Origin of the sequence: Chryseobacterium salipaludis (genome assembly GCF_022968825.1) — a bacterium.
Classification (GTDB): domain Bacteria; phylum Bacteroidota; class Bacteroidia; order Flavobacteriales; family Weeksellaceae; genus Kaistella; species Kaistella salipaludis.
Genome location: NZ_JALHKS010000003.1, coordinates 332,984 through 358,894, shown reverse-complemented (window position 1 = coordinate 358,894; position 25,911 = coordinate 332,984). Strand labels below are relative to the sequence as shown.

Genomic DNA, 25,911 nt, shown 5'->3' with positions numbered 1-25,911 from the left:
AGGCCTCACCTCCCTTGACGGACATCGCGTTAACAGAAGTTATTTTCTATGATTATTTTGATCGGGCGTTAAGACAAACCGCCACGGCATGTTCTTCCAGATTTCGCCGGCGTAATCCACGCCGATTCGCGGTGTAGCTGTGACCGTTCCGGCCAGGGAACTGTCTTCCAGCCACAGTCTTTCTGAAGTGCTGAGATCTTCGCCGTAAAAACTTTTATCCAATTCGAGCAGTTTTCCGAGACGTCCCGGACCACTGACGGTAGTAAGCCCACGAATCAGCACGGCTTCGGGCGCACCCTCTGTACCGGTGACCATATTCAGCAGCCAATACATGCCGTAGATAAGATACACATAAACATAACCTCCATCGCCGAACATAATCTCCGTGCGTGGCGTCCGGCCCTTGCTGGCGTGGCTCGCGAGGTCATCGGTTCCAAAATAGGCTTCTGTCTCGGTGATTTGTCCGCGCAGTTCGCGGCCATCCTCAAAACGGCGTACCAATGTTTTACCAAGGAGCTGCTGTGCGATTAAAACCGCATTGCTTTGCTGAAAGAAGGGGAGAAGTAAACGTTTTGACATACCCTGAGGATCCAAAATATGTACCGCCGGACCTCAGCGAAGGATTACCTTGACACAAGCAGCATAAGTCAGGACATCACTTTGTATTCCGGATCCTCCAGTACATTCACATCAATAACGCTGTCGGCGTTTTTCAGAAGACGCCGGCAGTCGGGGCTGAGGTGTTTCAGGTGGACTTTCTTGCCTGCTGCCTCATATCTGGCGGTGAGTTTATGAAGCGCCTCAATCGCCGACATATCCGCTACGCGGCTTTCGCGGAAATCAATGACCACCTCTGCCGGATCGCCCGCCACATCAAACTTTTCCATAAAAGGACTTACCGAACCAAAAAACAAAGGGCCATACATTTCATAATGTTTGATGCCGCGTGCGTCCGTAAACTTACGCGCGCGGATTCTTTTGGCGCTTTCCCAGGCAAAAACCAGTGCGGAAATAACGACGCCAATCAGAACTGCCAACGCGAGATTATGCAGCAGGATCGTGATTGCCGCCACTAGAACTCCCACAAAGATATCGTGTTTCGGCATCTTGTTAATGATGCGAAGGCTCGCCCACTGGAAAGTGCCAATGGCGACCATCATCATGACACCCACCAGTGCAGCCATGGGAATTTGTTCAATTACCGGGCTCGCGACCAGAATTACAAAAAGGATGGTGAGCGCTCCGATGAGGGCAGACAGCCGTGCCCGCGCCCCGGCATTGATGTTGACTAAGGTTTGGGCCACCATCGCGCAGCCTCCCATACCGGCGAACACACCGTTCACCATATTGGCCACCCCCTGAGCTGCCGCCTCGCGGTTGGCATTTCCGCGCGAGCCTGTCATCTCATCCACCATATTCAGAGTCAGCAGGCTTTCAATCAAACCAACGCCGGCCATGACGAGTGCATAAGGGAAGATAATGGTAAGCGTTTCCCACGTGGCGGGTACCACTGGAAGATGAAAGGAAGGAAAACTGCCGCTGACGGAAGCAATATCCACCACTTTTTTGGTCGGAATGTCCAGGAAAAAGACCAGGGCGAACACCACTGCAATCGCGACAAGTGAGGCCGGTACAGCTTTCGTTATTTTTGGAACGAACCAAACCAGGCCAATGGTCAGCAAGGTCAGCCCGCCCATGATATATAGGGCAGCACCTTCCAGCCAGCCGTCGGTACCGCTGGCTTTAAACTGAGCGAGCTGCGCCATAAAGATGATGACGGCCAGCCCGTTCAGAAACCCATACATGACCGGTTGTGGAATCAGGCGTACAAATTTTCCCAGCTTAAAGACGCCTACGGCCAGCTGCAGTGTTCCCGCAAGCAACACGGCGGCAAAAAGATATTCCACGCCATGTGTTGCGGCCAACGCAATCAGGACTACGACGGTCGCGCCGGCACCACCGGAAACCATACCCGGGCGGCCACCCAGAACCGCGGTGACCAGGCCCATCAGAAAGGCAGCGTACAGTCCCGTGAGCGGCGACAGTCCGGCCAGGATGGCAAAAGACAGCGACTCGGGAATCATCGTCATCGCCACGGTGAGGCCGGCAAGGATTTCCTTTTGGTAATTTATTTTCTGATTAAAGTTGAAGAGGCGGGTAACGGCATGCATGTGTTAATGAGGGCAGCGAGGGGCTGCATTAAATTTTGTGCAAAAAAACGACATTTAATTGAAAACCCTGCGCCGCTGTTATTGTTCTGAAAAGAAATTCCTTCTCCTGCAGCGTTAATGCCTGTATTAACCAGAAACAGTTATGCTGCCTTTTAAATACAGGACGGCCTTTCCGCTGATCTCCACGCGGTCGCCGAGGTTTTTGCATTTAAGAAATCCGCCGCGCCGGGAAACTTGTTTCGCGGTAACTTCATCTTTCTGCAACCGTTCAGACCAGTACGGAATCAGCGTGGTATGCGCCGAGCCGGTCACGGGATCTTCGTCCACGCCCACACGCGGCCCAAAAAAGCGCGATACAAAATCTACCTCGCTACCGGGTGCCGTGCAGATAATTCCCCGCGCCGGAATTTTCGAGATGTGCGCAATATCCGGTGTGAAGTTTCTGACCTGTTCTTCATTATCAAAAACCAGCAGATAATCTGCCGCGCCCTGGTATGCTTCGGCTGGCATGGTGCCGACACATTTTGCCAGAATTTCGGTCAGCGAAAGCGGCGACAAAGTATCGGCCGGAAAATTTAAAGCTAAAAATCCGTCGGGATGCTGCTGCACGGTCAGGCGTCCGCTTCGGGGCGAATGAAATTCTATAATGTTTCCGCTGTGTCCTTCAAGATGAAAGAGGACAAAAGCAGCCGAAAGCGTCGCGTGGCCACAGAGGTCAACTTCGGTTGTCGGTGTGAACCATCTGAGTTCGTAATTGTGATCCTTTTTAACAAAAAAAGCGGTTTCCGCCAGGTTGTTTTCCGCGGCGATTTGCTGCATGAGTTCCGCGGGAAGCCATTCAGTGAGCGGACAAACGGCGGCCGGATTGCCTTTAAAAACAGTATCGGTAAAGGCGTCAATCTGATAAAGTGTCAGTTCCATTGTCATGGTATTTAGGTAAGGGTTTCATTACTCCCTGTTTTAATAAACATTTCATTTTTTTCTTCAGCCACAATATCGAGGAAGCGGTCGTAATGTTTCAGCACATCAGAGATCAGCTCGTTTTTGGTGAAATACTGAATGTCATAACTGTCGCGGCTGTCACCGAAATACGCACGCGGATAAAAGGCTCCTTTTTCCTTTGCGGCCGGCAGGTTGGCTTCCTCCACGATATAGCCTGAAACTGTTTTGGCAGATGTTTCCACACCATAAACAAAATTATTGATGACGTCATACTTTATTTCCAGTTCCAGCCTCATCGGATTTTCACTTTCATTAATTTTAGAAGTGATTCCGTTCTGTTTCAGTTCTTCCTGTAATTCCTGAAACGCTTCGCGAACGGTCGTATTGATAAAATTCCGGACATACGACTTGTCTTTGGTCATCACGATCCGCTGCAGTCTTTGCTTCCATAACCGGCCGGACCAGGGAATCGTGGTCGTATTAAAGCTGCGCTCGTAATAGGCGCGGTCAATAAACAGGGCTTTGGTCAGGCTGATAATAAAGAGAATCATTATGACCGAAAAAGGTAAGGCCGTTATTAAGGTCATGCTCTGCAAGGCTTTCAGTCCTCCGGCGTTGAGGAGCAACAAGGACAGCCCTGCCAGCAGTACGCCCCAAAGAACGGGCTGCCATTTCGGCGACTTCTCCGCATTTTGAGTGGCAATGCTGTTCATCACAAAAATACCGGAATCGGCAGAAGTCACGAAAAAGACAATGACAATAATAATTGTGAGGAAACTCGCGATGGTGGAAAAAGGCAGGTATTCCAGGAAGCGGAACATCAGGGCATCGGGATCGCCTGCGAGGGCACTCAATGCACCCTGGCCGATGTTTAAATCAAACCAGATAGCACTGTTGCCAAAAACGGTCATCCAGATAAAATTAAACAGGGAAGGAAGTAGCAATACGGCCACAACAAATTCGCGGATGGTACGCCCTTTCGAAATCTTGGCTATAAACAAGCCCACATACGGCGACCAGGAAATCCACCACGCCCAGTATAAAATGGTCCAGTCATAAAACCAGGGCAATACTTCCTGATTGTACACGTGGGTATTGAACGTCAGATTAAAAAAGTTATTAATATAGTTGCCGAGGCCTTCCGTAAAACTTCCGATCAGAAAAGTGGTGGGACCTAAAAATAAAACAAAAAGCAGGAGACAGACCACCAGAAAAACATTGGTATTACTCAGGATTTTAATTCCTTTATCAACACCTGTGAGCGCAGAAGTGATGGACAGTGAAACCAGCACGCCCACGATTAAAACCTGGTACATGAAACTGGTATCCGGTACCACATCCAGAATGTGCAGTCCTGAATTAATCTGAACCACGCCGAAGCCCAGTGTGGTGGTGATCCCGAAAAAGGTACTGCACAGCGCAAAAACATCAATCACATTTCCCCAGGGACCGCCGGATTTATTTTTAAGCAAAGGATAAAAACAACTCCGGAGTGAAAGTGGCATTTTCAGGCGGTAGGCGAAATAGGAAAGTGTCAGCCCAACCAGCCCGTAGATCGCCCAGGCGTGAATTCCCCAGTGGAAAAAGGTGTAGAGCTGCGCGTTTTTAGCTTTATTTACGTAGTGCGTTGCACCAAAAACTTCAGAGGTATAATGCTGCATGGGTTCCGCCACACCAAAATACATCAATCCGATTCCCATTCCCGCGGAAAAAAGCATGGCGATCCAGGAAAAAAAGGAATGCTCGGGGCGGCTGTCATTATCCCCCAGCCTAATGTTACCAAAATTACTGAAGAGCAGATACACCAGGAAGATAACAAAGGCGGTGACTGCCCAGACGTATACCCAATTAAAATTAACGAAAATGAAGTTTTTAATAAGGTTCAGTGCATTTTCCGTTGTGTCCGGATACAAAACCGAGATCACGGAGACCAGTAAAATAAAGATGAGGCTGGGCAGAAAAATGCCTTTTGTTAAAGTTGTTTTGAACATGGAAATGTATTTCTGACGGATTTGGAAACTCCAAGGTACAAAAATGCGCCAACACTGTTTCGCTTCTGAAAGTGAAGAAAGACAGGAAATACAACGCGATCTTGAAAATCGAAAGACCACAGTACGTTTGCTTATGTTCTCCTTAATTATAAAAGTTAAAACCGCTTTGCACAGTTCTTGCTGAAATTCAGGTCCAACATCAACACAAAATAATAAAACAATGAGCGAGTACAGTAAGAAAGCCGAAGAAGTAGCAGAAAAGCAGCGGAAGATCCAAGATTTTATTGGTAAAAAAGATAAAGAAGCTGCCGCACAGAAAGAAAAGGACGATCAGCAAAAAGCTGCACAGGCCGGGGAGCGCAAAGAACCGGAACCGCCGTTTCCGGGACAAAAGCTGGAAAAGCCCGGCCTGGAAGCCGATATGGACTTGCAGCCGAAATACAAGGCGCCGGATTACAAAGGTTCGGGCAAGCTCGACGGCAAAGTGGCCATCATTACCGGTGGCGACTCGGGCATTGGACGCGCCGTGGCGGTCCTGTTTGCCAGAGAAGGCGCAGATGTGGCGATCGTGTACCTGACCGAACATGAAGACGCAAAACAAACCCAAAAGGATGTGGAAGCAGAAGGCCGTCGTGCCATCATTATATCCGGTGACGTTTCCGATTCCGGTTTTTGTAAGGCTGCAGTGGAGCAGACCATACAAGAGTTGGGTAAAGTAAATATTCTGGTAAACAACGCCGCCTTTCAGGCGCATGCCGAAGATATGTCATGGATCACTGATGACCAGTTTGACATGACGATGAAAACCAATCTGTACGGATATTTCTATATGGCGCGTGCAGTACTGCCGCATCTGCAGGAAGGCGATACGATAATCAACACCAGTTCGGTCAACGGATTATTCGGGAATGATAAGATGATTGATTACTCGCTGACGAAAGGCGGAATCAATGCTTTTACCCAATCTCTGGCGAAAAATCTGGTAGAAAAAGGAATTCGTGTGAATGCCGTAGCGCCCGGCCCGGTCTGGACCCCATTGAATCCCGCGGACCAGAAAAAAGAAGATGTGGAAAAATTCGGCTCCACCAATCCCATGAAACGCGCCGCGCAGCCGGAAGAACTTTCGCCGTCGTACGTGTTTCTGGCGGCACCTTCCTGTTCGTCTTATATAACCGGACAGATTATCGGCGTGCTGGGTGGTGTGTCCAATTAGTCACTAGCTTAGTATAAATAAACGCGCTTCAGAAATCAGTTCTGAAGCGCGTTTTTTATAGGTATCAACTCCGAAAAGTTCTTACCACGGGAGGGAAATACTTTCAGGATTGATGAATTCCGCCGTATAGGGTTTTTGCAGATAACTCAGCACAGGACGAGGGTAACGGAAAATTTCTTCGCGGGTAATCCCATAAACGGACCAGTAATTCGCCAGCAACTGGGCAAACATATCCTCATCCCAGAAACCGAATAGCGGCCGGTTCTCGTTCGGGACCACAGGCAATGCTTCGATAAATAGTCCGCGCTGGGTCTCGGTGATTTCATACTGGGGATGGTACTGCAAAATATAATCGGCATAATGGAAACGTGCAAACAATTCTTCAAACTGAATAGGGTGGAGGGTGTGCCCTTTAATTTGCTCAACCACTTCGCTTTCACGCTCCGCCAGCACACCATTATCCTGCAGGCAGGCGATAAATCCAAAACCGTTCACACCAAACTGAAACAAGAGATTGACTGTGTCATCGCGGTAACTTACAATATCATCCGAATATTTAAGCGGAAACAAAACAATACTCCAGGGTTTGCGCGCGCTAAATTCGATGGGTTCCACAATTGATTGCAACATTAAATGGAAGTTGCCGAATCTTTCCTTCAGCATATCGGAGAGCTCGAAGCTTTCCCCCATCTTCCGCAACCGCTGCGTTTCATATTGCATTTCATAATACAGCATACCATAGACAATGCGGCCGGCCCACAAAAACAGCAAACGATCTTCCAGCGCAGCCATTCCTTCATAACCATTTTCGTAGGCTGAACGAAAGGTTTGTTCCAAATCATCAAAAGCTTTTTTGACGCGTGGCGAACACGGAAGCTGTAAATCTTTGTAACGATAGACTTTGGTTTTATCCATCATTTCAATCCGGTCATCTGCAAATTTGAAATGCGCCAGCAGCCACTCCGGAAATACCGACATTTTTTCGGTCGTCAGATCACCGGTCAAAAAGCAAAACTGCTCTTCGAAAATCATGTCATCAAAAGGATTAAAAAGGGATACTGCCATAACAGATGCGTTTTTTTACGGTGCAAAGATAATGAGAATCGACGGTTATAGTAAGATGTCAAAATTTTCAGACGTACCGATGATTCTTTGTGGAAATATTACGATTTTGGCGATCTCAGACGCCAAGACCGCTGTTAGAGCTCAAAGCTCTAACAGCGGTAGATCAACGCACCGCTACCCAAGCAGCAAAACCTTCACTCATGGCGGAGTGAAGGTTGGATATTTTTAGAATAAATCTGAAAAAGATTCACGACAAATGTTTGCGTACAAAGTGACGCGCAGACCGTTATTTGATCAGTTTGATATCGACGGCTACGAGGCCTTTCGGTGATTTTTCGATTTCAAAAGAAACGCGGTTGCCTTTTTTGAGCTCCTCTGAGGTACTGGTATTGTGGAAGAAGACATTTTCCTTCATTTTTTCTTCCGTAATAAAACCGTAGCCTTTATCGCTCAGGAACGTGACAATTCCTTTTTTGATCGTTTCTTCCGGTTCAATAGGCGCTGCGCCAAGCTGGATATCGCTCAGTTCAATTTCTTCCTCTTCGCTGCGGTCCGGAGGTGTGGAAGTGAGTTGTCCGTTGGCATCCACATACATAATCATGTCATCCAGCCCTTTGCCTTTGTCGTTGTTTTCTTTACGCTCTTCTCTGCGCAAAGCTTTCTCTTTTTGCTTTTCGAGTTTTTTCTTAAGTTTTTCCTTCTTTGAAAAAGAATCTGCCATAAATTTTTGGTTGTATTTTAAATGATGTCAGAAGGTACGAAATATTTTAATGTGAAACAAGATCTATTTATCAGAATTAATTAAACAGCCAGATTTTAATTTTTTTAAGTCATCAGAAAAGCAAATTAGAATGGTGCTTAGTAAGGTCACTGCTGGCTTTTTGGTCAGGTTAGCAGACACCGCAGAATAGGAAAAAGATAATTTGTAGTAAAACTACTACATGCTTCTCCTTTTATGTTTTCTACCTTTAACGCAGTACGTTATTAATCAGACACTTCTGTTTTTTTACGATAATGCAAAAGTAATTTGAAACAATATGTAAACCCGAGCATTATGGCAACTTATCCAACAAAAGACGGTGAAACCTTTGATAATAGGTCAGAAAAGAATGATTTGCACATGGATGACAACCTGCAGACCAGGCATCATCTGCCGAATCCGGCGGATCAGCTCAGTCAAAGTAATGAAATTCCGGAGGAAGAAATTTCGCATTTCCCTGAACAGCCGGGCTTGGAAAATTCTGATGATGTTGCAGAGTCAGCAGACCCGACTGGAGAAAGTAAGGCTTCTGGTGATAAGCCTGATAATAACCAGCCGGAAAGCTGTGCTGCCACCGATACATCAGGCGCAGCGGTATCTTCAACTAATCAGGAAGACCAACCTGCAGCCTCTGCCAGTCCGCATGATGGGAAACATTTTGTGGTGCAACGCGGAAAATGCCAGTGTGATCAGGGGATGGCGTTTCCCTCTTTTAAGGTCAGTAGCCATCAAAAACATTATTGGAATGATGGGGACGGACAGGCGGATTACCTTGCCGTTACGGAAGAAGATCTTCAATTTAACCCGTCAGCGCAGCCTTTTGGTTCGCAATGTAAGTTACAGCCATCGGGCAGCAGCTACCTCCCGTGCAGTTATGCCCCAGCAGGCAAATGGCAGAAAACATATGACAAGGTGAAAGTCATGGGAAAAAGTTGTGTTACCGAAATTTCGGAACTGCAATGTGCCGTGGGCGGAAAAATTACCATTATGAAACACGGGCAGCAGAGCGAACTGGGAAAAAGCAGTTTGACGAAAGCGAATCCCAATGAACAGAGGATTTATAATCCTTTGGTAGATATTGAAGAACTGAGCGAGGAACTGTTTGGCACTGAAGGCGAAGCCTGGTAATTAAAATTAATGAGATGGCTAAAAAAGGAGTTTCAAAAATTTCAGGGAATACCGCACCGGTTATTGGTGAAAAAACAACCTATCAGGTTTCTGAATGGTATGCGGGCACCACAGCCCGGCAGCGAAATAGTTCACTGGTTACCTGGGAATTATTTAAAAAGCGACGGAACGGTACCTTCACTACCACGCATATCAGAAAGAAAGGCGTTAATCATTTTACTTTCGGCCAGGTGGCAGCAGGTGAGACCTATCGGCTTGAAGCATATCTTTTCCATCCGGAAGGGCGCGGTTTAGTCATCACGCCCAAACCGGCGGCCATTCCTAAAATTAATAAGGTAGAACTTTTGTATGTCGATAATTCCAAAGGCACGGTATTCAGTTTTTTCGAAAAACTTCGTGCGCAGGCCACCTGTGTGAATATGCTCGGCAAAGAACTGGTGTTTACGCTCTGGGAAGATGACAAAACCGGTCCCGGACATCATGCCGGTAATCAGCCGATTGAGTCAAAAAAAGCAAAAGTAAATAAGAACGGAATTGCTGTGGCGGAATTTGCGCTGACCGCTGCGCTGATGCGTCAGGCCGCAAAAGGTGAAGTGGACTCGCAGCTGGAGTTTTATGTCACAGTGGAATATTATGCACATAAAAAACATGCAACCAATAATGTTCATGTTGCTAATCCATATTATACGGTGCCAGCCACTAGTCCAGCACCGACGGCGCCAAAACCGGAGCAAAATCTTCCGGCTCCGGCTGCATCTGCTCCTGCAACACCCGCGAAGGAAAAAGAAGAAAATAAAAACAATACTGGCCAAAGGCAGCCAGCAGATTCCCAGCAGGCGAGCGGAACGGCTACCGTAGACCAGCCACCGACGAATCCCATTCCGGACGGCAAAAGTGATGCTGTTGTAAAGGATACTAAAATTGAAGGAATTATCGACGCTTATTTTGCAAAGAAGGATTTTACAAAATTAACCGGTCAGGAAGCCGGAAATTATACCTACACCTTCGGTGGTAAAAAGGCTGCTAATAATACTTCTAACACTGTAAACAAAGAAAAGGTGGCCAATGCTATTCTAAGTGTCGGAAAGGTAAACGATAAATTAAAAACTGAAAAGAAATATACGACCAAGGAGGCGATTGCATCAGCGCTGACCGCAACTGAATACGGTACGGATACGACCAGCCATAAAACAGTCACCTTTAAAACTTTTGCGTTAGGTGAAGAGTTTAAAAAAATCGGAAGCGCTCCGTTGGAAGAGAAGGTTTACCTGGTGGTGTCCACTTACCTTTTGCAGGAGAAAAACGCGACCATTACCGTGAAAGAAAAAGATGGTATTATCCAGGGTTCTGCAGGAGCTGCGCTCCCTATTTCCCAGATAAGCGAAGCTAAAATGAATTCAACGGAGGCGTTGACGGAAGTTGACCGCACGGAAAAAACAACTTTTACCGGAGCTCTTGCGAAGGTAGAAACAGGAAAAGACGCCGAAGGTAAACCGATCAGTTCTGAAATGCTGGCCATTCCGGTGCAGTTGCGCCCGAAAAGCGATGACGATCTGGCAAAATGGAAAGAGAAACTCAACAAGGGCCGGCTAGACGGAACCTATACCTACACTTTTAAAAACAGCTACGGCGTTGTTGATGGCAACAAAGCAGAGCTTGCAGCCGCCATTGTAAAGAATGCCACCAACGGAAGCCATGGCAACCCAAAACTGGAGTCAGGCAAGACAGCGCACGCAGACGACGTGAAAAAAGCACTGGAAACGAAAACCTACGCCAGCGGTGCCACCGTTACTTTTCCGGTTTACAGAAAAGAAACAGAAATGCTGTGGCTGGAGGTGAGTGCAACCGGCAGTAAGGAGCACAAGAAGGAGTTTCTGAAAGGGGAGGGAGCGTATTTTGAGATAGGCAATAGATGTTCTTGTAACAGGAATCTAACCGAAAGCGAACTTAAAGAAATCTTAAAATATTTGCGAGCGTCAGAAAATTTAGAGATCAGCGACATATGGAAGCCAAAAAATGCTGGTGGTGCCAGCCCAAGTGATTCTTCACTATCATCCATGTTAGCAAAACTTAACGACGTGATGAATAAATATGAGATCAATTCCTGCATAAGGAAAGTTTATTTTATTGCTGAATGTTATCATGAAACCGACAGGTTTTATTCCACGCAAGAGTATGACAGTGCGCATACGCCAAAATATGACCCATATCGAGGAAGAGGGATTATTCAGATAACGCATAAAGAAGCTTACGAAAGGTATTCTGACTATAAAGGTGATGACACTATCGTTTCGAATTATGCTCAAATGGCAACTAATCTAGAATACGCGTTTGATAGTGCAGGTTGGTACTGGAAGCAAGGAAAAAAGTTGAATAAAGGATCCTCGTGGGCTCCATCAAGTGATGCGAAACAACGATATAATTTGAATCCACGTTCATATCCCAAAATTAACTATGAAAGTGCATTTGGCGGATACGGAAGTGTTAATTTAAATTTAGTAGCTGATAATGATGATATAGATGTAATATCCTATCTAATTAATGGCGGAGATAATGGTCTTGCAGAACGGAAAAAATATTTAACAGAACTAAAAAAAATAGATATTTTTAAATGTGGAAAAAATCAGATTTTAAAAACAGGTGACTGGCACCATCCATTGAGTAAAATGGAATTAAGAGGCTGGTATAATAGTGGGTTTCACCCAAGTTCTAGTGATCACGGAGATGCTCCAGTGCGAATTGCTGGAAAGCATGACGGACTAGATCTTTATGCACCGGCAGGAACACAAGTTTACGCGTGCGTAAAGGGAAAAGTACATGAAATATATGAATCTGATACATACGGAAAAACAATTAATATAAAAGGTACTTACAAAGGACAAAGCTACTATTTCTTTTATGCGCACTTATCTGAAATAAGTATAAATGCAGGTGATTCTGTTGAGTTAGGTGCACCCATAGGAAAAACTGGACAAACCGGAAACGCTGAAGGTCAAGCTGCGAAGATGAATCATTTACATTTTGAGGTAAGGACTACGGGCGAGAGAACAGGAGGAAAAGTGGACCCGCTCACAACCATTCAGGAATTAGGAGCCGACGTCGACAGAAACCCTAATAAAGAAACACAAACAGGAATTTAACATGAAAGCAAAAATTATAGGTACATTACTAATATGTATCGTAGCCATCTCTTGTAATGGACAAAACTCTGATAATAAAGTGGTTAAGAAAGAGGCACCAAGTACACAAAATGCCGAATTTTTTCAAGGTAAAAAATATTATGCAGAAGACGAACTTATTGACTATGTATTTGTTAGATCTGAAGAAACAGAGATAGATAGTATTTCTGTTACATTATATAAAAACAGAATGTCCAAAAATCTTGTGGCAACATTAAATAAACTTATTGCTAATGATGATATGAAGCAATATGAAATAATTGATGTCGTGGATATTCATTCAATTAAAGATAACATTAAGATAAATAATGTTCCAAGAGGACAAAAAACGATACTGGTTTTATCTAATAATGGAATTATTTTAAAAGAATGGTCTTTCAGACCATCTAAAAACACGAGCGGGAGTTTTGGTAACGATTATGATATCGGTGACTACATCGATAATGATAATTATTTTATAAAAACATTTGATGTTAATAAAGACGGAATACACGACAAGATCATAAGCAGTTCCAGATACAAGGGAGATGAATTATTAATCTTTTTGGGAGATAAAAACAACAATTTTAATTTTGCGTTAAAGAGTACCAATTTTTCGGAAGATGGAGGGAATCAGGTTTCTGACATTAACGAAACAAAGAATGGATTTGAAATCATCACGTCATTCCCCGATAGAGGATACTTTCAAAAAAAATACCTGATTACAAGCAATAAAAACGATTTTATTTTATTGAAAATTGAGACTGAAACTGAATCATGGCAAGATAGGTACACAGAGAAATGCAATCAGATCGTTAATTTTAATTTGAAAAGATCGACCGCGAAACTATTTGAAAAAATTGCTGAAACAAAAACTGATTGCACTAAAATAGCTGAAGCAGACTTAGAATAAAATACTCAGAATTTCGCGCTTAAACAGATCATAGATTGTTGCACAGTCATTATTTTGAAATTATGGAAATGTTAATCAAAGATTCCAGGTAAGTGGAAGGTTTCCTCGCTGAGCTTATTGTAAAGGTTTGGAAGCAAAAGAGTAGTATGCGGAGTAAAGATGTTTCAAAAAAAATTCCGAAACTAAATTAATACTGTATTACGATGGCTGTGAAATATCCCTGGAATTACAGAAAAATGATGATATGTTATAAGAGCGACACGTCAGAAGTATGGTTAAAGCTTGCGAAGAAAATAGCTTGTGGGTTTTGAAGAAGGATATTATTTTAAGCTAATTGTCGAAGAACTGGCATTTTCGTATACAATCCTAAAAAGCTTAATTGTTGCTTTGTCCACTTATTCGCTGCAATCCTCAATCTATTATAGAAGAAGTAGTTAAAATCACCAAAACAAAGTGACCAACCATGAAAATAACTTTACCATACAAAGTAAGCTACTATTATCAAAATGAGCGCGGACAGTGGATTTTTACGAAAGAAGAACTGATAAATACGCACTATGTGGAGTGAAATAATGTAAACACAGACTATGAAAGTTACAATTCCTTTGTTTTTAATCGTTGTTTTTTCAATGATCGCCTGTACGAAACCGAAGCTGCCTGTGCAAGCATCGTTGCCGACAGAAAATGCGCCGGCGCTCCAACTTAAGTTGGATGGTTTTACTGACGTTGACACTGCTTTTATAAAAAATGATCCACAGGTCGATTTCATTGTTTCCGGCTATCAACCCAAGGAGAGTAAATTTTTTGAATACTGGATTAAAGACAATAAATTGTCCGCAACCATCTCTTTTCCTATTTATGATACTAACTATCGCTGGTTACAGGACCTGGATGGAGATGGAAAATCCGAAATTATCCGGGCCCAGGGATTTGAGGATGGAATTGATTACAGCATTTCCAAATTTCAGGATGCGCAGCAGGTAGTGCTCTTGGTTTTTAATCCGGTACTGCGCGATCAAACCCGTCCGGGACAGTTCTTTTGGGGATATCCCTGGGATGTAAAAAATGTTGTAACTGATAAAGGTTATCAACTGTTGAGCTCGCTTGGCAATCCAGACGAAAGGGATGACAACTATTTTTTACCTGCCGGTCAAAAGCAATTACCCTATATATTATTTGAAGGGACAACCACGCAGCCTGATATGGTGGTTCAGGGAATTCAACCTTTTGAACACCGTACCTTAGCAACCATTTTGGAAGAGGTAATGTCAAAAAACTGGGATAAATCTATAAAAGAAGAAGCAACAAAACTTTTACTTTGGAAAGGAGCTTATAGTTGTAATTTTCTGCGGCTGCCCGAAGAACATGCTGATCCGCGCGCCTATGGTATGATCTATATTTTCATGCAGGAAAATATAGATCATTTAAATTGGATACCTACGTTGAAATTGTAGATAAAAAACTGGTCGTGGCGAATATAAATCAAAACACACTCTCGCTAATTGATCCGGCTGATGAATATTTTAAAATAATTATTGAGAAAAAAGCTGGACAATACAGGATGACCAGTTCGTGTATGAATAATTTGATGAAAAATTCAAACACATATGTTTTACAAAAAGAATAATGCCTCTCTATAATTTGAAAATGCGTATTGGACGAGTTATTCATCAAATCGTGCCATGTTATCTTACCCAAATTTTCGCGCGCAGCTGCAAGCACACAATTTGCACTTTGCCTAGCTGAAAAAAATGAAAAAAATTCTTCCCGTATTTTCCCTGTTACTTTTCATCTTTTCTCCTGCTCAACGCGACACTGTTTTTGTGTACGGCCCCGGCGGCCCTGCTCCCGCGATAAAAGAAATTGCCTCGCAATATAATAAGCAGCCTGCCTCCTTTGTGAAAGTAACTGCCGGACCTACCCCGCAATGGAAAAACCAGGCAATGCAGAACGCGCATGTGATTTACAGCGGCTCAGAACACATGATGACCGACTTTGCACAAATGATGACGCAAAACGTGTTGCAGATGCGTACGGTTTACTCTTTATATAAAAGACAACTGGGACTGCTCGTGCGCCCCGGAAATCCAAGAAAGATTAAAAAGATTCAAGACTTGGCGCAACCTGGTTTAAAGATTATGGTCGTGCAGGGTTCCGGCCTCACCGGCGCCTGGGGAGATATGCTTGGCCACCTGCCCATGAAAAGTTTTCGTGCGGTTCGCGCAAATATTACCGACTTTGCTGCCAACAGCGGTCTCGCCGAGAAGGAATGGGAAAATGGCAACGCTGATGTCTGGATTACCTGGAATATCTGGCAAACCCGAAACCGCGGCGCAGCTGATTTCGTTCATTTGCCAAAAAGACACCGTATTTATCGGGATACCGGCGCAGCGCTTACAGAACAGGGAGCAGATCATGCAGCAGCAAAACAGTTTTATGAATATCTGAAATCCGCTGAAGCAAAAGCCGTCTTTCTTAAGTGGGGCTGGGAATAATTTATAATAATCAGCATGATGAAAATAACTTTATTGCTCCTCTATGCCATCACTTTTTTATGGCTCGGTTCCTGTAAAAATGCGGTTGAACCAACTGCCGAGTTTTCGGTTGAAGCTGAGCCTATTCACACCGTTTCGGCGAATATAGCGGCTGCGGACAGCCTGCATTACAATACTGTTTTTTCGCTTGAAGACGGGAATGGGTTGTTTCGCATTTGGGTGAAATCAGGAGACCGCGACCGAAAATATTTTTATGCAGACTCAGTAAATGTATTAATTGCTGAAAATTATGGACGCATCAATGGTGCCTGGCGAAAACTCCGGCGGCAGATCCTAAATCGCGGTGAGTGGAACTATTTGAACATTGATTCGGCAAGCTTTAAAACTTTTAAACGAAAAGGTCAGACCTATTTTCTGTTTTCTGCCTTAAGTGCATTTCAGGGGAAAGCTATTCCGGACGAAAATATGTTTTTCTGGATGGTTAACACCGCCAATCCGCAGGAGGCATATTCCCTTTTATATAGTGGCTATCCAGATCCGATTTGTGATGGTTGCATTAAAGGCTCTTTTGCAGAAGATCCCGATTTGCCCGAATTCGCCCGAAAGGAATTATTGAAACTCGCTAAAAAATCAACATTTATTTATCAGCCGAGCGGCGCGGAGAAGAAGGTCTCCGACTATCGCAATTACCGTCAGAAATGGCAGGAAGACAACGCCAGAGATTCCAACTACGGTGCCGGCTACGAGGGCGAAATGGACACCATTTATTCAACCTATTATAAAGAAAACTTGTTCGCTCTTTCAAAAAGTACGGCCGAAGAGATTGAAAACGAGTATTATATAATCAAAAGTTTCTTCCGCGGTGAGCTGCTGGCGTACGATAAGAAAAAGAAGAAGTATTTCCCTGTCATCGTGGAATCTTGCGCACATTTCTGCAACAAGGAAGTTGATTTCGAAACGGATCATAGCATTAAAATCACCTACGAGGATAACCGCAGCTGGACTTTGGATTTGCGTCAGCTTATTTTTAATGAAAACTTCTAAAGTTAATTGCTGTTTTTTTTAAGGCATGTCCTTTGAAGCTTTGCTTCCTATGGCAGAACATAACGAAACGCTCAACAATAAGGTGCAGGTACGCGGTGCGCGCGAAAATAATCTGAAAGATATTAATGTTGATATCCCACGTGATGCGCTGGTAGTATTCACCGGCATTTCCGGCTCCGGAAAATCGTCACTCGCCTTTGGAACACTCTATGCCGAAGCGCAACGCCGGTATCTGGAATCGGTATCGCCTTACGCACGGCGTTTATTTCACCAGATGTCGGTCCCCGAAGTTGATATAATTAATGGTTTGCCGCCCGCGGTCGCCCTGCAGCAGCAGCGTGGGGGCGGGAGTACACGATCTTCGGTCGGCTCCGTAACTACTTTGTCCAATCTCCTGCGGATGCTTTATTCCCGTGCCGGAACTTATCCGCCCGGGCAGCCACTGCTGTACGCCGAGTCGTTTTCACCCAATACGCCGGAAGGTGCATGCCCGGAGTGTCATGGTCTGGGAAGAGTTTATGAAGTGACGGAAGAAACCATGGTTCCCAATCCGGATCTTTCCATTCGCGAGCGGGCAATTGCATCGTGGCCCACCGCCTGGCAGGGGCAAAACCTGCGCGATATTCTGGTTACGCTGGGTTATGACGTTGATGTTCCCTGGAAAGAACTACCCCAGAAAGACCGCGACTGGATTTTATATACCGATGAGCAGCCGCAGGTTCCGGTATACGCCGGCTTTACACCGCACCAAACGGCAAAGGCGCTTAAAGAGAAACGCGAACCAAGCTACATGGGAACGTACATGGGCGCCCGAAAATATGTATTGCACACTTTTGCGAATTCCCAAAGCGCTATGATGAAAAAGCGTGTTTCCCGTTATATGCGCGGTGCCGATTGTCCGCTTTGTCACGGTAAAAAACTGAAACCTGAATCGCTTTCTGTGCATTTCGCAGGCTTGGATATCGCGGGAATGTCGGCACAGCCGCTGAAAAATATGTATCAGATTTTTGAGCCGTATGCGGACGGAAGCGCACCTGAACTTCAACAATTAAAAGAGAAGCACGAAGAAAAAATCGTAGTGATTCAGCGTATTGCCGCTGATCTGCTGGCGCGACTTGATATTCTACTGGATTTGGGTTTAGGCTATCTCAGTCTGGACCGCACGACCCCTACCTTATCTCCCGGCGAGCATCAGCGGTTGCGGCTGGCAACGCAGGTTCGAAGCAATTTATTCGGAGTTGTGTATGTGCTCGACGAGCCTTCCGCCGGATTGCATGCCGCTGATACTTTGTCTTTATTAAAAGCACTGGACGGTTTAAAAGCCGCCGGCAATTCCCTTTTCGTCGTCGAGCACGACCTGGAAGTGATACGGAATGCCGACTGGATCGTGGATGTGGGACCGGACGCAGGAGAGGGTGGCGGTGAGATTTTGTACAGCGGCCCGCCGCGGGGATTACAGCAGGTCGAACGTTCGAGCACCCGCAAATATCTTTATGATCGTACGCTTCCGAATCAGCATACTTTGCGAAAACCAACCGGCTGGCTGGAACTGTCAAACGTTTCGGTCCATAATTTAAAAAACCTGGACGTGCAGATTCCCCTTGGTGTACTCACCAGCGTCACCGGAATTTCCGGTTCCGGCAAAAGCAGCCTCATCAGCAAAGCGTTGGTTGAACTGATGCGAAATTATTTGCAGCCGGATACTACGGCCTCAGCACAGGAGCTTGCCTCAGACCTGGAAAATGAAGAAACAGCTGTGGTTACCGGAACACTCAGTGGTGGTCAGCAGCATATAAAAAAGATGGTGTTGGTAGACCAAAAACCCATTGGGCGGACACCACGTTCCAACCTGGCGACTTATACCGGTCTTTTTGATCACGTCCGCAAACTCTTCGCTTCCACACCCCTGGCAAAAAAGAGAAAATACGATGCCGGCCGGTTCTCATTCAATGTGGGAAAGGGCAGGTGCCCTAACTGTGAAGGCGAAGGCTATGTGATGGTTGAATTGCTTTTCCTGCCGAGCGTCTATGCGCCATGCTCTGTTTGTAAAGGAACCCGCTACAAAGAATCAACCCTGGAAGTGACGTATCATGATCGTAATATTGCAGAAGTCCTGGCAATGACGGTGGATCAGGCCGCCGATTTCTTTATAGGAGAGCAGTCGGTGTACCGTGCCTTGAAGCTCCTCCTGGAAGTCGGCCTGGGTTATTTGCGGTTAGGCCAGCCGGCAACGGAACTCTCCGGCGGGGAAGCGCAGCGGATCAAACTGGCTACCGAGCTGCAGCGGCAGAGCCGGGGCCAGACTTTATTTATTCTGGACGAACCCACCACCGGTCTTCACCCCGCTGATGTGGAAAAACTGATGGCACAGCTTCAGGCACTCGTAGATCTTGGTAACACAGTGGTGCTTGTCGAGCATGATATGCGCGTGGTGGCCGCCAGCGATTATGTCATCGATATGGGCCCGGGCGCCGGCGATGAGGGCGGCAATATTGTGGTGCAGGGAACACCTGTAACAGTGGCCGCCTCTAAAAAAAGCCGTACCGCACCGTTTCTTAAAAATGTTTTAGACGTATAATAATTGCTGCGCAATACATGAAATAACGGGTTCAAATTTCGTAATATTTTAAAGAAGAAGGATTCGCCATTTAAGCTGTGCGAAAAATCACGTATCAGTCGTGCTTTTACTATCTTTAATGAATCAACAAACCGAAAACCTTCATGAAAAACTTTCTGTCGGGAATATTTTTTTTGTTCCTATCTACTTCTGTAAACGCGCAGACCACTTACCGGGTGCAAGACTTTTCCCCGAAATACTACGCCGAAGTTACCATTCCCGAAAACGGCGAAAATGATCTGATAACCCCAGGTGCCATCAATATTTATAATAAAAAAACGAACGCTCTTATACTCAGTCACGAATCCGAAGAATTGTCGCTTGATATTCAAAATCAGAATGTTGTGGCAAATGTAAAGCAACTGCCATATGGCGAACAAAGCGCCCTGATTTCGGAAGATTTTAATTTTGATGGGATGGCAGATCTGGCCTTACGCGACGGAAGTAACAGTTGCTATGGCGGACCCTCCTTCACCGTTTATCTGGCAACCCAAAACGGTTTCCGCAAAAGTCCTGAATTCACGGATCTTGCACAAAGTTATTGCGGGATGTTTTCTTTGGAGCCGGAAACTAAAACATTATCGACCATGACCAAAAGCGGCTGCTGCTGGCATCAGTTTTCCGAGTTTAAAGTCATCAATGATAAACCGGTGCCTATTTATATCACAGAAGAAGCAGTGGATGCCACCGGATTTACAGTCACCGTTACCGAGCAGAAAAGAGTGAACGGTAACATGCGGAAAAAGAGCCATCAGCTTTTACTGAAGGAGCAGCTTGAGCCCGTCTGCGAACTATCTTTTACCAATAAAAAAGAAATGGGACTGTATCAGTTTTCGAGAGATACAGCGGAGTTGCTGTATGTCTTTATGAATGCGGAAGGAGACGTAGAACTCATCTACGACGGATCTTTTATATTTAATCAGAAAAACCAAACGCTTTCTTTTAAAAATAAAGAAGTGACTTATACGCTAAAAGCAACTGGAATTTCAGTGCAGCTTCCTGCCCGCACGGTGAATATGTCGTCGACCGGAAAATGTTTTAAATGGAATAAAGAACAGTTTGGAAAGTTTTCTAATGTAACCGTACTGTAAATTTAATTACGTAGAATGAAATCCGCACACCATATGCTGAAAAGTGTACCTTTAATAAAATGATCATGCAAAAGATATTCTGCGTTAAAGCACCGGCAATTCTTATTTTAGTCTATTTCTTATTGACAGATTTACTGTTTGCGCAGCAACTACAAGTACGTTATACACTCACGTATCAGTTTGGAAACACAGACCGTAAAACGGATTATGTGCTGGATGTGCAAAATGAAACATCTGTATTCAGATCAGATATGCGGCGGGCATCTGATTCCATGGTCTGCCGGACCGGATTGGGACTTGGCTACAACCTGGATGCGGACTTTGAGTTGTATTTTATAAAAGACCATCAACAACAGCAGTACCGAAAAAGAATTGTTTTAGGAGCCGGGCGGGATGCGTACATGATCGTTATTGCAGAACCTTTACATTGGAAAATACTCCCTGAGAGACAGGAGGTAGGCGGCTATTCCTGTCAGAAAGCAACTGCCGACTACGGTGGCCGCCACTGGACCGCATGGTTTGCCTCGGATATTGCCGTTTCGGAAGGTCCTTATTACTTTCACGGGCTGCCTGGCTTGATTTTGAAAATAGAGGATGACACGAAATCCTATTCTTTCAGTGCTACTTCAGTTTCTGCAGTTTCTGACATGCCCTGCGTCTCCGCTCAAGGTCTTCAGGTAGACTGGCCGGCGTATCGACAGATATTCCTGGAGTTTTACTATAATCCATATCAATCAGTCAGAGCGAGAGGACAACGAGTGGTGCAGGATGACGGATCAGGCGGTTATCGCGATATAAATTATGCTGAACGTACGCGCGCCAACCAGCAACAGCTCCGAAAAAACTATAATCCGCTGGAAATTGCGGAAAAGGTGGAGTTAAAATAAATAATCGTAGCTGAGCAAGAGAAATCTATAAAATCAGCCATGAATAAATGCCGGAAAAGAGATGTATACAAACGCGCAAACTTGTCTCATGTAATTATAAAATAGACGAAAAACACACAATCGTATTCGGAAAAGTGCGACTATTATGAACTTCTCAATTCTTTTTCAGTGCTGATTCCTTGTGCGCTGCAATATGTTCGGTTTTGTCACTTTTGATTTCGTATTGTGGCTCATCCGGACTGGCGTGGTGCGTGTAGCCTTTGTACTGAAAATCTTTTGTGTGAACTTTAATAATGGTGCCGCTCACGTGGCCTGCTTCGGAGTTCCACGTTACGTGGTTTCCTTTTTTAAATTTGGTGCTCATGCCGGATTGCATGCAATTATGATGCAGAAAAGAAACGTAGACAAATTGCGATCATTTATGATTCTCGAAGTTCATCGGCACACAGTTAAATCAACTGGCACCTTGAACCCTGAACCCTGCACCCTGCATCTCGCATCTCAGCATCACCCCATTTTCAACTCCAACTTGCATGCGCGAATCGTTTCCACCGCCCGCCGATACAAATCCTTGTTACCGGATTTGATCACCGAAAGCAGCGTTTCCATTTCCCGCAGATATACCCGTGCAAAGTGTTTGTCGTGCGTTGTGATATCTACCGCGTTGCTGATGATATCTGCATATTTAATGGTTTGCGCCTTGGGTTCGGCCTTTGAAAGCCTTTCGTTTTCTTTATCTTTTCTCTGCCGCCGGTTCAGGTGAGGATACGCTTGCTTTGTGTACACATCGGTAAGGTCCACGGTAAGATTGAGGGTTTGTTTCGCCTCCGCTTGCGACATCAGTGGTTCCAGGAATACTGCAATGTCATGCTCCGTTACCGGCGTATCTTCCAGCACGTCGTGCAGCAAAGCAGCGGCTAGTACCGGCAATTCATCGGTGTATTCGCGGCAGATTTCCATTACTTCTTCCGGATGCACAATATACCGTTTTGGTTCATATTTACGCATTTGTTCGCCGTGCGCCTGATCTGCAAAGTCGCGCACTGCTTTTAAAATCTTATTCATTGATTCCATACATGTTGAATTTTTCTTCAAATGCTGCGCCATGTAATCGTTAGAGATTTAGAAGCAGGATTTGTATCTTCGGTAAAAATTCGCCCGTGTGTTATTTCGTTTCCAGCAAGCTTACCAATAACGATATTAAAAAAGTATTCAACGCAGAATATGAAAGCCCTGATTATAAAGGGAGCACCTTCATTAATGGTTTTGCCTTTCCGCAGCTGCTGGTGATTACAGATGAAAATCCGGATATAGCTGTCTTGGGTGACTGGGGTTTGGTTCCTCCCTGGAGTCGGGACGAGAATATCCGCAAGATGACGCTGAATGCGCGCGCCGAGACCATAACGGAGAAACCTGCTTTTAAAGCTTCTGTATCGCAACGGTGCCTGATTCTCGTTAACGGATTTTACGAGTGGAAATGGCTGGATCCGGCCGGTAAAAAGAAACAACGATATTATATTGAATTCAATAATGGACATCAGCCGTTTGCCATTGCCGGAATTTATAACCGCTGGCATAACCACGAAACAGGTCAGGATTTATTGTCGTTTTCATTGCTTACGACTAAAGCCAATGAATTAATGGCTGAAATTCATAATACCAAGCACCGCATGCCGCTTGTGCTTGGGCCTTCCGTACACAAAAGCTGGCTCGCGGGCAAAAGTGAAGAACTTTTTACCTTTCCGCATTATAACACCGAACTAATAGCAACGGAAGCATAATACATATAATAGCCGCTTTCCGATTTTTAAAATAGTTGTTTAGTACTACTGATGCGCTTATTTGTACCACTTTATAAGTAGTATGGGTCGTATTTTTGTGTACATCATGGAGGCAACAATACAAACCATTCTCGTTACGACCGATTTTTCGTCTAAATCTGATAATGCCGTAATTCTCGCGGCCCATATGGCAAAACGGCACCAGTCCCGCTTACTTTTGGCGCACAGCCAGCCATCGTATTATCTGATCGACCACGCCGGCAAACATCCGGTCGGCGGCACCCAACTGGAGGAAAATATCAAACAAACCCAGCAAAAACTGGAACAAATTTGCAGCGATTTGGTAACGAATTTTGGCATTATTGCTGAACCACGCCTGAGCACGCTTTCGTTACTTGAGATGGTGAATACTTTAATCAGACAGGAGGAAACAGATCTGGTTGTGGCGGGAACTTCGGGGCGCCAGACGATGAAAGAATTCGTCCTTGGTTCCAATTCCTATGCTTTACTGCAGCACAGTGCCTGCTCACTGATGCTCGTGCCGGAAGATTTCAACGGAACTGAATTTAAAAAGATTTTGTTTCCGGTGCGTTTCGAAGAAGGTCTACCCGAGAAAACTGAATTATCATTATTGATCGCCGCCCGAAACCAGGGAGAAATCAATGTGCTTGGCCTGGGGCGTACCGAGGATGTCATCCAGCTTCGCAAAGCGGTGCAGGAAACCCGCCGCCAACTTTTGCAGCAAGGCCATCCGACCGAAGGAGGATTTGCCGTGGGCACGGATAATGCTGCCATGATCGTACATCACGCCGGAGAAAGTGAGGCCGATATTGTACTGTTGGCCGATCAGGATGAAAATTCCTGGCGTTCCTTCCTGGGTGATAATTTCTTTAAAAAAATAATGAACGGAACCCGTGTGCCGCTGCTGGTCGTTAAATCACGGCTGTTGCGCGCGCATGATACCGAGCCGGACAATGATGCTGCCGGTTTCGATATGACCATGCCTGTACCGGGTTAATACCAAACAAACAATGATAAACATTACAACTTATTCTGAAAAGCAGCCGGCCGATGCCGCTGCTACCGATCATATTGTGTCTTTTTTGCACAAAAGCCTGGAGCAGTATGGCGATCCGGCCGATGACATCCGCAAAGCCATTTCTTACGCCTTTGGCGAAAACGGAAAAGCAGGTGGTGTCGTACTCACCGCTGAAAATGAAGAGGGACTCGTGGGTGCTGTGGTGGTCAACAAAACCGGCATGCAATCTTATATCCCTGAAAATATCCTGGTGTATATTGCCACAGATCCTGCCGTGCGCGGCCAGGGAGTCGGAAAAAAATTAATGCAGGCTGCGATTGCGCAAACAGAAGGCGCTGTCGCACTGCACTGTGAGCCGGATAATCCGGCGCGCCATTTATATGAAAAGCTGGGATTCACCAGTAAATATCTCGAGATGAGATTACAAAAATAATTATGTCTTATATTACTTTACATACCCGCAAACTTCGTCACAATTACCAGACACTGGACCGTTTATTCAGCGGCCACCAGATCGAGTGGGCAATTGTGGCCAAGATGCTGTGCGGAAACAAAACTTTTCTGCAGGAACTTCTGCAGGTAACCGACAAGGAAATTTGTGATTCGCGGCTGAGCAATCTGAAAATGATTAAGCAGCTTTCACCTGAAACACAAACTATTTATATTAAACCACCCGCGCAGCGTCTGGCCGCCAGCATTGTCCGGTACGCCGATGTTAGTTTTAATACGGAACTGGCCACGCTGGAAGTGCTGTCCCGGGAAGCCGTAAAGCAAAATAAAGTGCACCGTGTCGTGCTCATGGTGGAGATGGGCGAGCTTCGTGAAGGTATCATGGCGCGCAACCTGTTGCAGTTTTATGGCGAAGTGCTGCGGCTGTCTCATATTGAAGTGGTGGGATTGGGCACGAACCTTAAATGCCTGAACGGTATTTTGCCGGACGAGCGCAAACTTACCAAACTTAACCGTTTCAAAGAAATTGTCGAAGAGCACTCCGGGCGTCAGATTCCATACATCTCGGGCGGTTCCTCAGTCACCATACCGCTTTTGCTCCGAAATGAAATTCCGAATGAAATTAACCACTTCCGTATTGGCGAAACACTTTTCTTCGGAACAGATGTGTATGATAATTCCAGGCTGGAAGGAATGTATCATGACGTCTTCACACTCACAGCGGAGATTATTGAGATGCAGGAAAAACCCTGTGCGCCTTCCGGCAACTGCAGTACCAATCTGACCGGTGAAATGCCTGACTTTTCTGACCGGAACAAAAACGACTTTTCATTCCGTGCGATCGTGGATGTCGGCCTGCTGGATTTAGACCACCGCGATATCACCCCAATGCAGCCCGGCATGGAAATCATTGGTGCCAGTTCCGATATGCTGATCCTGGATCTTGCGGATAATCCCGCGGACTTGCAGGTGGGCGATACCGTAAAATTCGGAATGAATTATATGGCAGTCCTTCGCGCAATGAGTTCCGATTATATTGATAAGAACGTGGACGGTGATGAAGTAATAGTAGCCATTCAGCCCGATGGAATGTTTTCTTTAAATTAAGTATATAAACCCGCACTGACCATGCGGGTTTCATTTTGAATTATGTAAGTTTGTTTGCA

At 45.3% G+C, this 25,911-nt stretch carries 22 protein-coding genes; 14 read left to right on the top strand and 8 right to left on the bottom strand.

Translation table 11 applies throughout. The features are described from left to right. Positions 1-39: 39 nt before the first annotated feature. The 4 genes from MVI27_RS07185 to MVI27_RS07170 all read right to left on the bottom strand — a co-directional run bounded on the left by MVI27_RS07185 (position 40) and on the right by MVI27_RS07170 (position 5,104). Positions 40-579, bottom strand: a complete 540-nt coding sequence (locus MVI27_RS07185; RefSeq protein ID WP_246960133.1) for a DNA-3-methyladenine glycosylase — start codon at positions 577-579, stop codon at positions 40-42. Positions 580-647: 68 nt separating this feature from the next. Beyond that, the gene (locus MVI27_RS07180) at positions 648-2,171 is read right to left on the bottom strand and encodes a SulP family inorganic anion transporter (protein WP_246960132.1); all 1,524 of its coding nucleotides are present in this window, start codon (positions 2,169-2,171) and stop codon (positions 648-650) included. Positions 2,172-2,297: 126 nt separating this feature from the next. Beyond that, positions 2,298-3,092 carry a PhzF family phenazine biosynthesis protein gene (locus MVI27_RS07175; RefSeq protein ID WP_246960131.1) on the bottom strand — a complete coding sequence of 265 codons (795 nt, stop codon included), beginning with the start codon at positions 3,090-3,092 and terminating at the stop codon, positions 2,298-2,300. 11 nt (positions 3,093-3,103) lie between these two features. Beyond that, complete coding sequence (locus MVI27_RS07170; protein WP_246960130.1) at positions 3,104-5,104, bottom strand: BCCT family transporter; 2,001 nt, start codon at positions 5,102-5,104, stop codon at positions 3,104-3,106. A gap of 220 nt (positions 5,105-5,324) precedes the next feature. Between MVI27_RS07170 and MVI27_RS07165 the strand changes: the two genes are divergently transcribed. After that, positions 5,325-6,317: an SDR family oxidoreductase gene (locus MVI27_RS07165; protein ID WP_246960129.1), complete on the top strand. Its 993-nt coding sequence runs from the start codon at positions 5,325-5,327 to the stop codon at positions 6,315-6,317. Between the two features lie 81 nt (positions 6,318-6,398). On the opposite strand, the gene MVI27_RS07160 is transcribed toward MVI27_RS07165, so the two are convergent. Both MVI27_RS07160 and MVI27_RS07155 read right to left on the bottom strand, forming a co-directional pair. Beyond that, entirely contained in the window at positions 6,399-7,382 is a 984-nt protein-coding gene (locus tag MVI27_RS07160; RefSeq protein WP_246960128.1) for a hypothetical protein, read from the bottom strand. Between the two features lie 286 nt (positions 7,383-7,668). Continuing rightward, positions 7,669-8,103: a cold shock domain-containing protein gene (locus MVI27_RS07155; protein ID WP_246960127.1), complete on the bottom strand. Its 435-nt coding sequence runs from the start codon at positions 8,101-8,103 to the stop codon at positions 7,669-7,671. 333 nt (positions 8,104-8,436) lie between these two features. On the opposite strand from MVI27_RS07155, the gene MVI27_RS07150 reads away from it, so the two are divergent. The 9 genes from MVI27_RS07150 to MVI27_RS07110 all read left to right on the top strand — a co-directional run bounded on the left by MVI27_RS07150 (position 8,437) and on the right by MVI27_RS07110 (position 21,475). Beyond that, a complete protein-coding gene (locus tag MVI27_RS07150) occupies positions 8,437-9,270 on the top strand; it encodes a DUF4280 domain-containing protein (protein WP_246960126.1) in 834 nt (277 codons plus the stop codon). A 230-nt stretch (positions 9,271-9,500) separates the two neighbouring features. Next, the gene (locus tag MVI27_RS11910) at positions 9,501-12,410 is read left to right on the top strand and encodes a peptidoglycan DD-metalloendopeptidase family protein (protein ID WP_246960125.1); all 2,910 of its coding nucleotides are present in this window, start codon (positions 9,501-9,503) and stop codon (positions 12,408-12,410) included. Between the two features lies 1 nt (position 12,411). Then, positions 12,412-13,341: a hypothetical protein gene (locus MVI27_RS07140; RefSeq protein ID WP_246960124.1), complete on the top strand. Its 930-nt coding sequence runs from the start codon at positions 12,412-12,414 to the stop codon at positions 13,339-13,341. 587 nt (positions 13,342-13,928) lie between these two features. Then, positions 13,929-14,795 (top strand): nitrogenase component 1 family protein, encoded by an 867-nt coding sequence (locus MVI27_RS07135; protein WP_246960123.1) that lies wholly within the window; start codon positions 13,929-13,931, stop codon positions 14,793-14,795. A 297-nt stretch (positions 14,796-15,092) separates the two neighbouring features. After that, positions 15,093-15,836 (top strand): substrate-binding domain-containing protein, encoded by a 744-nt coding sequence (locus tag MVI27_RS07130; protein ID WP_246960122.1) that lies wholly within the window; start codon positions 15,093-15,095, stop codon positions 15,834-15,836. Between the two features lie 15 nt (positions 15,837-15,851). Further along, positions 15,852-16,880, top strand: a complete 1,029-nt coding sequence (locus MVI27_RS07125) for a hypothetical protein (protein WP_246960121.1) — start codon at positions 15,852-15,854, stop codon at positions 16,878-16,880. Positions 16,881-16,929: 49 nt separating this feature from the next. Continuing rightward, on the top strand, positions 16,930-19,458 hold the full coding sequence (uvrA, locus tag MVI27_RS07120; protein ID WP_246960120.1) for an excinuclease ABC subunit UvrA: 2,529 nt from the start codon (positions 16,930-16,932) through the stop codon (positions 19,456-19,458). Positions 19,459-19,601: 143 nt separating this feature from the next. Continuing rightward, on the top strand, positions 19,602-20,588 hold the full coding sequence (locus MVI27_RS07115; RefSeq protein WP_246960119.1) for an XAC2610-related protein: 987 nt from the start codon (positions 19,602-19,604) through the stop codon (positions 20,586-20,588). Positions 20,589-20,653: 65 nt separating this feature from the next. After that, a complete protein-coding gene (locus tag MVI27_RS07110; RefSeq protein ID WP_246960118.1) occupies positions 20,654-21,475 on the top strand; it encodes a GLPGLI family protein in 822 nt (273 codons plus the stop codon). Positions 21,476-21,629: 154 nt separating this feature from the next. On the opposite strand, the gene MVI27_RS07105 is transcribed toward MVI27_RS07110, so the two are convergent. Further along, entirely contained in the window at positions 21,630-21,839 is a 210-nt protein-coding gene (locus tag MVI27_RS07105; protein ID WP_246960117.1) for a hypervirulence associated TUDOR domain-containing protein, read from the bottom strand. Between the two features lie 143 nt (positions 21,840-21,982). Continuing rightward, positions 21,983-22,549, bottom strand: coding sequence for an HD domain-containing protein (locus tag MVI27_RS07100; protein ID WP_246960116.1), 567 nt, complete (start codon positions 22,547-22,549; stop codon positions 21,983-21,985). Positions 22,550-22,635: 86 nt separating this feature from the next. Between MVI27_RS07100 and MVI27_RS07095 the strand changes: the two genes are divergently transcribed. From MVI27_RS07095 to MVI27_RS07080, 4 genes are all read left to right on the top strand, one after another. Next, entirely contained in the window at positions 22,636-23,256 is a 621-nt protein-coding gene (locus MVI27_RS07095; RefSeq protein ID WP_246960115.1) for an SOS response-associated peptidase, read from the top strand. An 82-nt stretch (positions 23,257-23,338) separates the two neighbouring features. Further along, complete coding sequence (locus MVI27_RS07090; RefSeq protein ID WP_246960114.1) at positions 23,339-24,274, top strand: universal stress protein; 936 nt, start codon at positions 23,339-23,341, stop codon at positions 24,272-24,274. 13 nt (positions 24,275-24,287) lie between these two features. Further along, on the top strand, positions 24,288-24,728 hold the full coding sequence (locus MVI27_RS07085; protein WP_246960113.1) for a GNAT family N-acetyltransferase: 441 nt from the start codon (positions 24,288-24,290) through the stop codon (positions 24,726-24,728). A gap of 2 nt (positions 24,729-24,730) precedes the next feature. Next, entirely contained in the window at positions 24,731-25,852 is a 1,122-nt protein-coding gene (locus tag MVI27_RS07080; RefSeq protein WP_246960112.1) for an alanine racemase, read from the top strand. The last annotated feature ends 59 nt before the right edge of the window (positions 25,853-25,911 follow it).

Bases quoted from the DNA above. Each gene is read 5' to 3' on its own strand.
- MVI27_RS07130 (WP_246960122.1), top strand. From the start codon at position 15,093: ATGAAAAAAATTCTTCCCGTATTTTCCCTGTTACTTTTCATCTTTTCT.
- MVI27_RS07150 (WP_246960126.1), top strand. From the start codon at position 8,437: ATGGCAACTTATCCAACAAAAGACGGTGAAACCTTTGATAATAGGTCA.
- MVI27_RS07090 (WP_246960114.1), top strand. From the start codon at position 23,339: ATGGGTCGTATTTTTGTGTACATCATGGAGGCAACAATACAAACCATT.
- MVI27_RS07155 (WP_246960127.1), bottom strand. From the start codon at position 8,103: ATGGCAGATTCTTTTTCAAAGAAGGAAAAACTTAAGAAAAAACTCGAA.
- MVI27_RS07105 (WP_246960117.1), bottom strand. From the start codon at position 21,839: ATGAGCACCAAATTTAAAAAAGGAAACCACGTAACGTGGAACTCCGAA.
- MVI27_RS07125 (WP_246960121.1), top strand. From the start codon at position 15,852: ATGATGAAAATAACTTTATTGCTCCTCTATGCCATCACTTTTTTATGG.
- MVI27_RS07165 (WP_246960129.1), top strand. From the start codon at position 5,325: ATGAGCGAGTACAGTAAGAAAGCCGAAGAAGTAGCAGAAAAGCAGCGG.
- MVI27_RS07135 (WP_246960123.1), top strand. From the start codon at position 13,929: ATGAAAGTTACAATTCCTTTGTTTTTAATCGTTGTTTTTTCAATGATC.
- MVI27_RS07110 (WP_246960118.1), top strand. From the start codon at position 20,654: ATGCAAAAGATATTCTGCGTTAAAGCACCGGCAATTCTTATTTTAGTC.
- MVI27_RS07185 (WP_246960133.1), bottom strand. From the start codon at position 579: ATGTCAAAACGTTTACTTCTCCCCTTCTTTCAGCAAAGCAATGCGGTT.
- MVI27_RS07080 (WP_246960112.1), top strand. From the start codon at position 24,731: ATGTCTTATATTACTTTACATACCCGCAAACTTCGTCACAATTACCAG.
- MVI27_RS07115 (WP_246960119.1), top strand. From the start codon at position 19,602: ATGAAAAACTTTCTGTCGGGAATATTTTTTTTGTTCCTATCTACTTCT.
- MVI27_RS07100 (WP_246960116.1), bottom strand. From the start codon at position 22,549: ATGGAATCAATGAATAAGATTTTAAAAGCAGTGCGCGACTTTGCAGAT.
- MVI27_RS07175 (WP_246960131.1), bottom strand. From the start codon at position 3,092: ATGGAACTGACACTTTATCAGATTGACGCCTTTACCGATACTGTTTTT.
- MVI27_RS07180 (WP_246960132.1), bottom strand. From the start codon at position 2,171: ATGCATGCCGTTACCCGCCTCTTCAACTTTAATCAGAAAATAAATTAC.
- MVI27_RS07140 (WP_246960124.1), top strand. From the start codon at position 12,412: ATGAAAGCAAAAATTATAGGTACATTACTAATATGTATCGTAGCCATC.
- MVI27_RS07160 (WP_246960128.1), bottom strand. From the start codon at position 7,382: ATGGCAGTATCCCTTTTTAATCCTTTTGATGACATGATTTTCGAAGAG.
- MVI27_RS07170 (WP_246960130.1), bottom strand. From the start codon at position 5,104: ATGTTCAAAACAACTTTAACAAAAGGCATTTTTCTGCCCAGCCTCATC.
- uvrA (WP_246960120.1), top strand. From the start codon at position 16,930: ATGGCAGAACATAACGAAACGCTCAACAATAAGGTGCAGGTACGCGGT.
- MVI27_RS07085 (WP_246960113.1), top strand. From the start codon at position 24,288: ATGATAAACATTACAACTTATTCTGAAAAGCAGCCGGCCGATGCCGCT.